Source organism: Winogradskyella sp. 266wxhm (genome assembly GCF_058964685.1).
Map to the genome: position 1 here is coordinate 818,503 of NZ_CM179559.1, position 12,560 is coordinate 831,062.

Here is a 12,560-nt window from a genome sequence, read left to right on the forward strand (position 1 = left end):
GAGGTAAATAATGCAACAAATATTCAATTTTGTTATACGAAACAAAACGTTTCTGTTGTTTTTATTACTCTTTAGTATTGCATTAGCCTTAACTATTCAATCACATTCTTACCACAGAAGCAAATTTATAAATTCTGCAAACGGAATTACTGGTGGCGTTTATGGTACTGTTAATTCTGTTGACCAATATTTTGATTTAAAAGACGAGAATCAAATTTTAGCTGAAGAAAACAGATTGCTAAGGGAAAAAATATTAAATCTAGAAAATAAATCAGATTCTTCTTTTATTGACACCTCATACGCTAAAGAAAAATATAAAGTATTTACTGCTGAAGTTTACAAAAACAGCTATTCACTTTCGGATAATTACCTCACTATAAACAAAGGTGAAAAAGATGGCTTAGTAGAAGATTTTGGTGTAATTACCTCTAATGGTATTATTGGCATTATTGATAACACTTCTAATGGTTATGCAACCGTACTTTCTATATTGAATAGAAAAAGTAGAATTAACGCCAAATTGAAATCTACAAATCATATAGGCTCACTAAAGTGGAATGGTAAATCCCCTGAATTCACTCAACTGATTGATGTCTCAAAATTTGCACCTGTAAAAGTTGGTGACACTATTGTAACAGGTGGTCAATCTTCTATTTTCCCTCAAGGTATTGGGATAGGAACTATTGATAGTTTTGAAACTGACATTAGTGGTGACACCTACAACATTAATGTGAAGTTGTTTAACGACATGACCAATATTGGAACAGTATACATACTTCAAAATTTAGATGCAGAAGAAATTAAAACACTACAAAACAGCATAGATGAATAGTGTTATTGGATCAAATATCGTTCGGTTTGTAATATTGCTATTGTTGCAAGTTGTTATTTGTAATAACATCAATTTTTTTGGTTACATCAATCCATATATCTACATAATATTCATCTTTTTATATCCCGTAAAAGAAGACAGATTGATTTTACTATTGGTTAGTTTTATGCTAGGCATGTTTGTCGATATGTTTTCAGATTCTGGTGGTGTACACGCTGCTGCTGCTGTATGCTTAGCATACGCTAGGCCTATACTTCTTAAGTCTTCTTTTGGTATGCTTTACGAACACCAAAGTATTAAGTTCACTAACACCGAAATTGGCAGCTTAATAAGCTATGTTACTTTCGGTACTATTTTGCATCACCTTATACTTTTTTCACTTGAGATATTTAACATAACCGATATACTATTAATTTTAAAAAAGACGTTATTTTCTAGTATTTTCACTATAATACTTAGTGTATTGATTATAATTTTATTTAGCCGAAATCGTAAATGAGAAAACTCCTACTCTTAACCACTGTTATTTTAGTTGGACTCGTTTTTATTGCGCGCTTATTTTATCTTCAAGTTTATGATAATTCTAACTACGACCTTTTTGAAGATACCGCAATAAGAAAAGAGTTTAATTACCCTAAGCGTGGTTATGTCTATGATAGAAACGGTAAGCTATTGGTTGCAAACCAACCTTCTTACGATGTTATGGTTATCCCTAGAGAAGTTGTTCCTCTAGATTCTACAGACTTAAATGAGTTTTGCAGTTTATTAAAAATCACTAGGGAGGATTACAATAAAAAACTAGAACGTGCCACAACATATTCACCAAGATTACCATCTCCTTTTGTTTCTCAGTTATCTAAGACAGACTATGCTGTGCTTCAAGAGAAAATGCGAAAATATGAAGGATTCTATATTCAAAAACGTTCATTACGTTCTTATCAGACAACTATTGGCGCCAATGTATTGGGTGATATCGGAGAGGTAAACCGCTCAATAATTGCTAAACAACCGTATTACAGATTAGGGGATTTGATTGGTAAACAAGGTATCGAAAAAACCTATGAAGATATTCTACGAGGTACAAAAGGTATAAAATTCATTCAAAAAGACCGTTTTAACAAAAATATTGGTCCATACAAAGATGGCATTTACGATACCTTACCAAAACCAGGAAAGGACATTACTATTACCATAGATGCTGAATTGCAAGCCTATGGAGAATTATTAATGACCAATAAACGTGGAGGAATAATAGCCATAGAGCCAAGCTCTGGTGAAATTTTAACTATGGTCTCTGGACCTTCTTATAACCCAAATTTACTTGTTGGTAGAGATCGATCTAAAAATTTCAGCAAACTTTACAGAGATACAATTGCTAAACCTCTATTCGATAGAGGCCTACAAGCTATGTATCCTCCCGGATCACCATTTAAGACATTAAATGCCTTAGTAGGTTTACAAGAAGGAGTTGTTACTACACAAGAGCGTTTTAGCTGTAATATGGGTTATCGCTATGGCAACCGTAAAATGGGGTGTCATGCTCATGCAAGTCCCGTAAATATGAATATCGGTATTTACGAATCTTGCAATGCCTATTTTGCTAATGTTTACAGAAAAATCATGGACAAATACGATACTCCAGCAGAAGGCATGGATGTCTGGAGTAATCATATTAAAAGTTTTGGCTTAGGAAATTATCTAAATAATGACTTATCTGTTGGCCAACCCGGAAAAATACCAGATGCAGAAACTTACAACAGAGGTTATGGTGAAAACAGATGGTACACTACATTTACCCTTTCTAATTCCATTGGTCAAGGAGAAGTCTTAGCAACACCTATACAACTTGCAAATATGGCTGCTGCTATAGGAAATAGAGGTTATTATTTTACTCCACATATCATTAAAAATATTGAAGAAGACTCTATACCTTCAGATTTTACAACACCAAAATATACGACAATAGACAGAAAACATTTTGAACCTGTTGTTGAAGGTATGTTTGATGTCTACAACAAAGGAACTGCCAAATACCTTAAAGTCCAAGATATTGAAATCTGTGGTAAAACTGGTACGGCTGAAAATTTTGCTATGATTGACGGTAAAAAAACGCAATTAACTGACCATTCAATTTTTGTAGCATTTGCACCAAAAGATAATCCAAAGATAGCTATTGCTGTTTTTGTAGAAAACGGCTATTTCGGTAGTCGTTTTGCAGGTAGAATGGCTAGTTTAATGATTGAATATTATCTTAAAGATGGTGAAATAACTAGAACAGATATGGAAACTTTCGTGTTGCAACATTCTTTAGAACATGAATACGAAAAACCCTATTCTGGTGAGCCTTTTGGCATAAACAGACAAACAACTTTAAACCCTGTTACTGAGCAGGAGTTTCAAAATTTACTCGAAATAAAATCTGAAATTCCTAAGTCGTAAGTTATGATAAGAGATCAAAGACGTTTTAAATTCGACTGGATTACCATAATTATTTTCTTATTATTAGTAGGTTTTGGTTATGTAAATATACTATCTGCATCTCATGTAGGAGAAGTTACAAGTTACTTTGATTTGGATCAATCCTACGGAAAGCAAACCATTTTTATAGGCTTAACATTTGTTCTAATTATCCTCATACTATCCTTTGAAGCTAAATTCTACGAGCGTTTTGCAAGTGTTATTTATCTGGCTGCCATTTTAGCGCTTGTTGGTCTTTTCATCTTTGGAAAGGATGTGAATGGCGCTCGCTCTTGGTATGGCATAGGAAGTATGACTATACAACCAAGTGAATTTGCCAAGTTTGCCACTGCACTTGCTGTAGCAAAATATATCAGCGATATGCAGACCAATATGCAAACCATTAAAGATCAAATTAAGGTTACGGCTATAATCATAGTGCCTGCATTACTCATATTACTTCAGAATGATGCCGGAAGCACCATTGTTTACTTAGCTTTTTTCTTTGTCTTTTATAGAGAAGGCTTACAACAAGTTTACCTTGTTATTGGTTTGTCATTAATAATCTTAGCTGTTTTGGGTCTCAAATTCGGTGCTTTAATTGCTGGTTTGGTAGCTGCTGTAGTGTTAACGATTGCCTACTTTTTTAGAAAGAAAAAAAGAGGTTCTATATTTCAGTATATCATCGTTCTTTTAGTATGTATAGGTTTTTCTTATGGTGTAAAACTATTTTATGAACATGGTTTAAAAGCCCATCAACAGAACAGGATTAGTCTTTGGTTACGATTAGAAAAAGATCCGGCCAAATTAGAGCGCATGAAAAAAGAAGAGGCCTATAACCTCATCCAATCTGAACAAGCTATAAGTTCTGGTGGTTGGACAGGAAAAGGATTCTTAGAAGGTACAAGAACCACAGGAAAGTTTGTACCAGAGCAGCATACTGACTATATTTTTAGTACTGTAGGTGAAGAATGGGGTTTCTTAGGAAGTAGTTTTGTCGTGATACTTTTTGTTGCTTTAATACTTAGAATTTTGTTCTTAGCAGAATCCCAGAAATCACAATTCAGCCGTGTGTATGGCTATGGAGTTGCATCTATATTATTTATTCATTTTACCATAAATACGGGTATGGTAATGGGTTTAATTCCTACGGTTGGTATTCCATTGCCATTCTTTAGTTACGGTGGATCTGGGCTTTGGGGCTTTACAATACTGCTTTTTATTTTTATAAAATTAGATAGTAATAAGATAAATGAATGGTAAATAAAAAAGGACAGATTTAAAATCTGTCCCTCACTAATTATCTAACGAAAAAACTATTATTGCTCTTCATAATCAGCAATTTTATCATTCTTTTTTATTTCTTCATTATACTCTTCAACAGCAGCTTTTTTCTTTCCTTTTTTCATTTCCTCGTTATATTCTTCAATGGCATCTGCATGATTTTTTAAATACTCATTAACGGTTTCCGTTAGCTCTTCTTGCAAATCATCAAACTGTTCTGAAAGCTCTTCAAGGTTTTCTTCTCTTTCCTTAGCAGTTGTACTTTTTTCATTTACCAACTCCTTATATTCTTTCTGAACGTCAGCGACATCTTCCATAACTTCTTCAGTTTTTAACCAATCTGGTATTGTATTTTGAAGATTAGCAATCACTCCATCCCAACTTGCAATTCTCTCATTTGTAGTTTGGAGTTCTGCCGCTTCCACTTCTGATATTTCATTGTTTAATGTGTTATATGCTTCCCAATCTTCTAAAGATTCTACACCATCATTTCCTAAACTATAACTTATTTCACTACCATCATTCATGGCATACTCGCGAGTTGTTACTGTATTATCAATAGTTTTATTAGAATTGAAACTAGAACTCATTGCAGTGACTTCAGAATCGTTCATTTTAACTTCCTTTGTTTTTCCTTCATTACAAGACATTAAAACAAATCCTGTAGCTAAAAATGTAGTTGTAAATAATTTCATCGTTTTCATAATCATTTTGATTTTAAAATTATACACTGATAAAATTAAAAGCGATCTTGAAAATTTGAAAACATCTCAAACTAAACTATTCTTAAAATATTGATCAGTTTTAACAAATTGAAGTAATTACTTAACACTTTATGAGAAGGTTAACTTAAATTAGACGTTTTTAAGATTTATTCTTGAAAAAGAAAAGCCTCAAAATTTTCATTAAGAGACTTTAGTTCTAATCTTTAAAATAGTCTTATTGTAAACTTGCCAAACTAGATTTTATAGTTTCAATCTTAGCTAAAGCATCTGCTTCTTTTTTCTTTTCTGAAGCTACAACTTGTTCTGGCGCATTATTTACAAAACGCTCATTCGATAATTTTTTCTGAACTGACTTTAAGAAGCCTTCAGTATAATTTAACTCTTCAGTTAACTTATTAATTTCAGCTTCTACGTCTATACTACCTTCCATAGGAATAAAGTACTCATTAGACTTTACCCTAAACGTTAAGGCACCTTCAATTGGCTCTTTTATATATTCAAAACTATTTAAATTACCCATTTTTGAAATTAAACCATCAAAAGTAGAGGCTACATTTTCGTTGTTCACAACAGAAAAACCAATAGCATCTTTAAAAGCTATGTTCTTTTGTTTTCTAATATTTCTAATACCAGAAACAACTTCTGCAGCAAAATCAAACTCGGAAATTAATGCTTCATTAATTGGTTTACTTGCTGGCCATTTTGCAATAATAAGCGCTTCTTCTGGTGAACGCTCCTCTATATATTGCCAAATTTCCTCGGTTAAGAAAGGCATAAATGGATGAAGGATTTTCAATAAATCTTCAAACACAGCAATAGTAGCCTTAAAAGTTGTACTATCTATTGGCTCTCCATAAGCTGGTTTAATCATTTCTAACAACCATCCGCAGAAATCATCCCAAATCAACTTGTAAGTTGCCATTAAAGCATCACTCAATCTATATTTGCTGAAGTGATCCTCTATCTCAATTAGTGTTTTTTGCAATTTGGTTTCAAACCACTCTAACGCTATTTTACTTGATTGAGGTTGCTCAATACCTTCACTAACGTCCCATCCTTTTACTAATCTAAAGGCATTCCATATTTTATTAGCAAACTTCTTTCCTTGATCACATAAGTCTTCATCAAACAACAAATCATTTCCAGCAGCAGAGCTTAACAATAAACCTACTCGCACTCCATCTGCACCAAACTGTTCAATAAGCTTTAAGGCGTCTGGTGAATTACCAAGCGACTTAGACATTTTTCGTCTTTGCTTATCTCTTACCAATCCTGTGAGATATACATTTTCAAATGGTCTTTGGTCTTTATACTCATAACCTGCAATAATCATACGAGCTACCCAAAAGAACAGAATATCTGGACCTGTTACCAAATCATTGGTTGGGTAGTAGTATTTTATTTCTTCATTTTCAGGATTTCTTATACCATCAAATACAGACATTGGCCATAACCAAGAAGAGAACCAAGTATCTAGTGCGTCAGTTTCCTGTCGCAAGTCTTTAGTTGTTAGTTGTAAGTTGTTAGTCTTTTCTTGCGCAAGCTTAACAGCTTGCTCAAGTGTTTCAGCAACTACAAAATCTTCTTTTCCATCACCATAGTAGTAAGCAGGAATTTGCTGTCCCCAAAGTAATTGACGTGAAATATTCCAATCTCTGATGTTTTCCATCCAGTGACGGTACGTATTTTCAAACTTTTTAGGGAAAAGCTTTACATCTCCATTCTTAAGAACAGCATCTAGAGCTGGTTTTGCTAAGTCTTCCATTTTTAAGAACCATTGGTCGCTTAAACGTGGCTCTATAATGGCTTTAGTACGCTCTGAAATACCAACTCTATTAGTGTAATCTTCAATCTTTTCAATTTGCCCTAAAGATTCTAACTCCTTAACAATAGCTTTACGCACTGCAAAACGATCTTGACCTTCGTAGTGCATACCAAAGCTATTTAAAGTCGCATCTTCGTTAAAGATATCTATAACTTCTAAATTATGCTTATCACCTAAAACTTTATCATTTTCATCATGAGCTGGAGTAACTTTAAGGCAACCTGTACCAAATTCCACATCAACATAATCATCTTCAATTATCGGAATAACACGATTACAAATTGGTACAATTACTTTTTTACCCTTAAGATTTTGATGTCTTGGGTCTTCTGGATTAATACAAATAGCAGAGTCTCCTAAAATTGTTTCAGGACGAGTCGTAGCTATAGTTAAAGTGTTATCACTGCCTTCAATCTTATAATTAACATAGTAAAGCTTTCCTTGTTTTTCAACATACTCTACTTCTTCATCTGATAATGTTGTTTTAGCTTCCGGATCCCAATTTACCATGCGGTATCCACGATAGATAAGTCCTTTATTATATAAGTCTACAAAAACTTTAATAACAGCTTCAGACATATCGTCATCCATCGTAAATTTGGTTCTATCCCAATCACAAGAACATCCTAGTTTTTTTAATTGTTCTAAGATTACTCCACCATATTCATGTGTCCAATCCCAAGCGTGCTTCAAAAACTCTTCTCTAGACAGATCATTTTTATCTATACCTTCAGCTTTTAACTTAGCAACTACTTTAGCTTCAGTTGCAATTGAGGCATGATCTGTACCAGGTACCCAACAGGCATTCTTTCCTAATAAGCGTGCACGACGAATAAGTACATCTTGAATAGTGTTGTTTAGCATATGTCCCATATGTAAAACACCTGTAACGTTTGGAGGTGGAATTACAATGGTATATGGCTCTCTTTCATCTGGTGTAGAGTGAAAATAATTATGTTTCATCCAGTAGTCGTACCACTTATTCTCTACTGACAGTGCATTATATTTTGATGGAATTTCCATGTTTTGGTATTGTTTTTGCTAAGTAACTGACAAAAGTACTTATATTTCTTTTTTTGAAAAATTATTAGGTGATTATTGTGTTTACAAATCTTTAATTATTGTTAAATACGCTGTATTACGTCTAATTAATTTTGAGGAGAACGAAAAAGTACCTAGTTTTGAAAGTATCTATTTAAAATTAAAATGATGAAAAATTTAATAGCAATTTTATTTGTAAGTTTTATAGGCTTTACATCTTATGCTCAAGAAAAGACAGCAAAAATCGAATTTGAAACCGATGTTATCGATTATGGAACTATCGAGAAAGGTGCTGATGGTGTAAGAATTTTTAAGTTTACCAATACAGGCGATGCACCACTTATTATATCTAATGCTAAATCTACTTGTGGATGTACAGTGCCTAGTTGGCCAAAAGATCCTATCGCACCAGGAGAAAAAGGTGAAATAAAAGTTAAATATAACACTACAAGAGTTAGCCCTATTAGAAAGACAATAACTATAACTTCTAATGCTGAAACTCCTACAGTTGCCTTAAAAATTAAAGGTTTAGTAGTTGACTCTAGTAAGACAAGTGTTTTAGAAAAGAAAGAAAAAAGTATGATTGAAGAGTAAATTTCAATCTAATTAATAAAATTTAAAGAGCACTCAATTTGAGTGCTCTTCTTTTTTGAAGGCGTTATCTAACTTAAATTTAAATCGTATTATTTGTCCGTTTCGCAATACACTTAATCTTATAGTTCTACCTGTTTTTCCATATAGGTCTTCATTAATTTGCGCAAGAGTAGTTTTTTCACCAACCTTCTTTCCATTAATACCAACCAAAAGATCACCTATTTTTAAACCTACTAAATAAGCATTAGAAGATTTCCTTAACTCTACAATTTTAAATAATGGCTTTAGTCTAGTCCTATAATTAACTAAATCGCGAAGTTTGAAAGCTACACCACTATTAGCACTAGTAGACGACCCTTCATGCTTTCCATAGTTAGTCTTAACTGGTATTATAACTTTTTCTTTAAAAAAAGTAAAACCATCATTCTCAAATACAATCCCGCTGTTATTGTAAGTAAAAGGATCTTTAAACATGTTATTTTTCTTTAAATACAACCTTTCATGTGTATAATCAAAAAAGAGCCTAAATCGTTTTAAAATCTCTCCCCCCAAACTACCTTTTCGGTTACGTGTCGTTTTTGTAATATCAACCGATAATGAATCAGGAAAAGCAACATTAACATTTTTGAGATCAAACTCACTTATACTAAACATATCAACTTTAGATCGTTTTCCATATACGGAACCACTCAGACCTTTACCTAAATAATCTTCAAAAAATAAATCTTCGTTCGGCTCAATGCCTAATTCTGTTTCTTCAAACAACCATAAAGCATCACTACTTCCTGTGTCTATTAATAATTTAACTTTATTAATAGATTCTTCAATGTTAACTCTAGCATTTATATAAGGTTTCTTATTATAAATTTTAAGAGGTATTGTTTCCCATTTTCTTGATATCTTGGGCCTATAGCTATCAGGCTTATATAATCTAATATATTCCGAACCATAATTAATCTCTACCACAAAATCTTTAAAAATATTATAACCAATAATTCCATGAACTAATACACCTAACCTAGATGCAAAATTGATATCTCTATCAAAAACTACATATACATCTTGTTTTAAACCAATAGCGTCCCCTATTTTCAGTTTATTATAACTAGATTTTATGGCTTGAATTTTCCCATCACCTCCTAAACCATGTAGATAAAATGTTTCAACATTTTTTAAATCTAAAGAGTCTTTTTCTGATAAATTGAAGAGAATTGGCTTACTTACTCCTGTATCTAAAACGAACGATAATTTGACTCCATTAATTTCTACAGGTACTATGATTAAATTATTGATGAATTGAAATTCAATCTTTTTACTAACATCTTCTTTTAAAAAAAATTTACCCTGAGCTGGTAAAAACCCAAACATTAAAGACATTAATACAAAAACATTATGTCGACAAAAGAAAGTCAAAGATTCATGTATTTTAAATTAAGTTACAAATCTTTAGCCTAAATCATATTTTTTAAGGCTTTTTTTTAAATAAACTTTAAGAAATTTAAGACCTTAGCATTTTTAAAAACTATTATATGCCAAGAATTTCTCACAAAGGAGTTAATATGCCTGAATCACCAATCAGAAAATTGGTGCCATATGCTGAAGAAGCTCATAAAAACGGAAAAACAGTTTATTACTTAAATATTGGACAACCAGATATTAAAACACCTACAGTTGCTTTAGATGCTGTTAAGGTTCATTCCCTTGATATTTTAGCCTACTCTAGATCTGAAGGTTCTGAAGATTACAGAAAAAAGATTGCTCAATACTACGAACGTAATTCTATTGAAGTTACCCATAACGACATAATCGTTACAACAGGTGGTAGTGAAGCTTTACTTTTTGCTTTTGGAAGTATTATGGACGCTGATGATGAAATTATTATTCCGGAACCATTTTATGCTAATTATAATGGTTTTTCAACCGCTTCGGGAATAAACATAGTACCTGTAATTTCTAAAATTGAAGATAATTTTGCATTACCTCCAATCGAAGAATTTGAAAAACTTATTACACCAAAAACCAAGGCCATACTTATTTGTAACCCAGGAAACCCAACGGGTTATTTATACTCAAAAGAAGAAATAAAAAAACTTGCTGAAATCGTTAAGAAACACGACCTTTTCTTAATCGCTGATGAAGTATATCGTGAATTTGTTTATGATGGTATTTCACATTATTCTATTCTTCAAGAGCCAGGTTTAGAAGATCACGCTATTGTTATCGATTCTGTTTCTAAACGATATAGTATGTGTGGTGCACGAATTGGTTACTTAGTTTCTAAAAATAAAGAAGTGATTAAAACGGCTTTAAAATTTGCTCAAGCTAGGTTGAGTCCGCCAACATTAGCACAAATTGCTAGTGAAGCTGCTCTAGAAACTCCTCAAAACTATTTTGATGAAGTTAACGAAGAATATGTAAAGCGTAGAAATACATTAATTGCCGAATTAGAAAAAATTGAAGGTGTTAAAGTAGCAAAACCTAATGGTGCTTTTTATTGTATAGCCGAATTGCCAATTAAGAATTCTGATGATTTTGCAAGATGGTTATTAGAGTCTTTCGATTATGAAAACAACACTGTAATGGTAGCACCTGCTGCTGGTTTTTATTCTACTAAAGGAGTCGGCTTAAACCAAATTAGAATTGCATACGTTTTAAATGAAGAAAGCTTAAAGATAGCTGTAAAAGTACTTGCCGAAGCTTTAAAAGTTTACAAAGACTAATGACGATATCCCACAATGTTTCTTTAAAACCTTTCAATACTTTTGGCATTGATGCTAAAGCAAATTCATATTGTAACATAACTTCAATTGAAGATTTGCAGAAAGTTTTAAAAACCGAAAGTCAAAAACCTTTATTCATTTTGGGTGGTGGCAGTAATATGCTACTAACCCAAAATGTGAATGCTTTAGTACTTCACATTAACCTAAAAGGAAAAGAAATTGTTGAAGAAACTGAGGATAAAGTAATCGTTAAAGCCATGGCAGGCGAAAACTGGCACGAATTTGTTTTATGGTGTCTCAAAAATGGTTATGGTGGTATAGAAAATTTATCACTAATACCTGGAAATATCGGTACTGCTCCTATTCAAAACATTGGCGCTTATGGAGTAGAATTAAAGGATGTGTTTGTTAGTTGCGAAGCTGTAAATATTAAAGATCAATCTTTAAGAACCTTTTCTAAAAACGATTGTAATTTCGGCTATAGAGAATCTATTTTCAAACAAGATTTAAAAGGTGAATATATTATTACAAGCGTTAATCTTCAGCTTACTAAACACAACCATACGCTGCATATGGATTATGGAGCCATTAAACAAGAACTTGAAAATTCAAATAGTACTAAACCAACAATTCAAGATATTTCAAAAGCTGTTATTGCCATTAGAGAGAGTAAATTACCAAATCCTAAAGACATAGGTAACAGTGGTAGTTTTTTCAAAAACCCGATAGTTTCAACAGAACATTTTAATCGACTGAAAGAAAATTTTCCTGAAATACCTTCATATAAAATTTCAGATTCTGAAGTCAAAGTTCCTGCCGGATGGCTAATAGAAAAAGCTGGTTTTAAAGGTAAGCGTTTCGGTGATTATGGTGTACACAACAAGCAAGCTTTAGTACTCGTTAATTATGGTAACGCCAACGGAAAAGATATTTTTGAATTGGCACAACTCATTCAAAAAACAATAAAACGACTTTTTGAAATCGATATTGAAACTGAGGTCAATATTATCTAAAAAAAACAAAAGTCATAATTCCAATAATTATGACTTTTGAATTTAGAATAATTTTAAAAATGCTATTAA

General features: G+C 32.4%; 10 protein-coding genes. 7 read left to right on the forward strand and 3 right to left on the reverse strand.

What is annotated here, in order from left to right; translation table 11 throughout:
* The first annotated feature begins 10 nt into the window (after positions 1 to 10).
* Genes mreC through rodA form a run of 4 tightly spaced genes read left to right on the forward strand, consistent with a single transcriptional unit; the run spans position 11 to position 4,552 of the window.
* Positions 11 to 832: a rod shape-determining protein MreC gene (gene mreC, locus AC2H4K_RS03770; RefSeq protein WP_281138455.1), complete on the forward strand. Its 822-nt coding sequence runs from the start codon at positions 11 to 13 to the stop codon at positions 830 to 832.
* Complete coding sequence (locus tag AC2H4K_RS03775; protein ID WP_281138456.1) at positions 825 to 1,331, forward strand: rod shape-determining protein MreD; 507 nt, start codon at positions 825 to 827, stop codon at positions 1,329 to 1,331. Before mreC ends, AC2H4K_RS03775 begins: the two co-directional genes overlap by 8 nt.
* Positions 1,328 to 3,271 carry a penicillin-binding protein 2 gene (gene mrdA, locus AC2H4K_RS03780; protein ID WP_281138457.1) on the forward strand — a complete coding sequence of 648 codons (1,944 nt, stop codon included), beginning with the start codon at positions 1,328 to 1,330 and terminating at the stop codon, positions 3,269 to 3,271. The genes AC2H4K_RS03775 and mrdA overlap by 4 nt, the downstream gene beginning before the upstream one ends.
* Positions 3,272 to 3,274: 3 nt before the next feature.
* Entirely contained in the window at positions 3,275 to 4,552 is a 1,278-nt protein-coding gene (gene rodA / locus AC2H4K_RS03785) for a rod shape-determining protein RodA (RefSeq protein ID WP_281138458.1), read from the forward strand.
* 56 nt (positions 4,553 to 4,608) lie between these two features.
* Here the strand turns inward: rodA and AC2H4K_RS03790 are convergent, their stop codons facing one another.
* Together AC2H4K_RS03790 and AC2H4K_RS03795 are read right to left on the reverse strand one after the other, a co-directional pair.
* The gene (locus AC2H4K_RS03790) at positions 4,609 to 5,277 is read right to left on the reverse strand and encodes a hypothetical protein (protein WP_493742853.1); all 669 of its coding nucleotides are present in this window, start codon (positions 5,275 to 5,277) and stop codon (positions 4,609 to 4,611) included.
* Positions 5,278 to 5,512: 235 nt separating this feature from the next.
* On the reverse strand, positions 5,513 to 8,146 hold the full coding sequence (locus AC2H4K_RS03795; protein WP_493742854.1) for a valine--tRNA ligase: 2,634 nt from the start codon (positions 8,144 to 8,146) through the stop codon (positions 5,513 to 5,515).
* A 186-nt stretch (positions 8,147 to 8,332) separates the two neighbouring features.
* Here AC2H4K_RS03795 and AC2H4K_RS03800 point away from each other — a divergent pair, with 186 nt between their 5' ends.
* Positions 8,333 to 8,758 (forward strand): DUF1573 domain-containing protein, encoded by a 426-nt coding sequence (locus AC2H4K_RS03800; RefSeq protein ID WP_281138461.1) that lies wholly within the window; start codon positions 8,333 to 8,335, stop codon positions 8,756 to 8,758.
* 33 nt (positions 8,759 to 8,791) lie between these two features.
* Here the strand turns inward: AC2H4K_RS03800 and AC2H4K_RS03805 are convergent, their stop codons facing one another.
* Positions 8,792 to 10,171: an aspartyl protease family protein gene (locus AC2H4K_RS03805; protein ID WP_493742855.1), complete on the reverse strand. Its 1,380-nt coding sequence runs from the start codon at positions 10,169 to 10,171 to the stop codon at positions 8,792 to 8,794.
* Positions 10,172 to 10,287: 116 nt separating this feature from the next.
* Between AC2H4K_RS03805 and AC2H4K_RS03810 the strand changes: the two genes are divergently transcribed.
* Both AC2H4K_RS03810 and murB read left to right on the forward strand, forming a co-directional pair.
* A complete protein-coding gene (locus AC2H4K_RS03810) occupies positions 10,288 to 11,478 on the forward strand; it encodes a pyridoxal phosphate-dependent aminotransferase (protein ID WP_281138463.1) in 1,191 nt (396 codons plus the stop codon).
* Entirely contained in the window at positions 11,478 to 12,491 is a 1,014-nt protein-coding gene (gene murB / locus AC2H4K_RS03815; protein ID WP_281138464.1) for a UDP-N-acetylmuramate dehydrogenase, read from the forward strand. Before AC2H4K_RS03810 ends, murB begins: the two co-directional genes overlap by 1 nt.
* The last annotated feature ends 69 nt before the right edge of the window (positions 12,492 to 12,560 follow it).

Coding starts and splice junctions, on each gene's coding strand:
- mreC (WP_281138455.1), top strand. CDS start 11: ATGCAACAAATATTCAATTTTGTTATACGAAACAAAACGTTTCTGTTG.
- AC2H4K_RS03775 (WP_281138456.1), top strand. CDS start 825: ATGAATAGTGTTATTGGATCAAATATCGTTCGGTTTGTAATATTGCTA.
- mrdA (WP_281138457.1), top strand. CDS start 1,328: ATGAGAAAACTCCTACTCTTAACCACTGTTATTTTAGTTGGACTCGTT.
- rodA (WP_281138458.1), top strand. CDS start 3,275: ATGATAAGAGATCAAAGACGTTTTAAATTCGACTGGATTACCATAATT.
- AC2H4K_RS03790 (WP_493742853.1), bottom strand. CDS start 5,277: ATGAAAACGATGAAATTATTTACAACTACATTTTTAGCTACAGGATTT.
- AC2H4K_RS03795 (WP_493742854.1), bottom strand. CDS start 8,146: ATGGAAATTCCATCAAAATATAATGCACTGTCAGTAGAGAATAAGTGG.
- AC2H4K_RS03800 (WP_281138461.1), top strand. CDS start 8,333: ATGAAAAATTTAATAGCAATTTTATTTGTAAGTTTTATAGGCTTTACA.
- AC2H4K_RS03810 (WP_281138463.1), top strand. CDS start 10,288: ATGCCAAGAATTTCTCACAAAGGAGTTAATATGCCTGAATCACCAATC.
- murB (WP_281138464.1), top strand. CDS start 11,478: ATGACGATATCCCACAATGTTTCTTTAAAACCTTTCAATACTTTTGGC.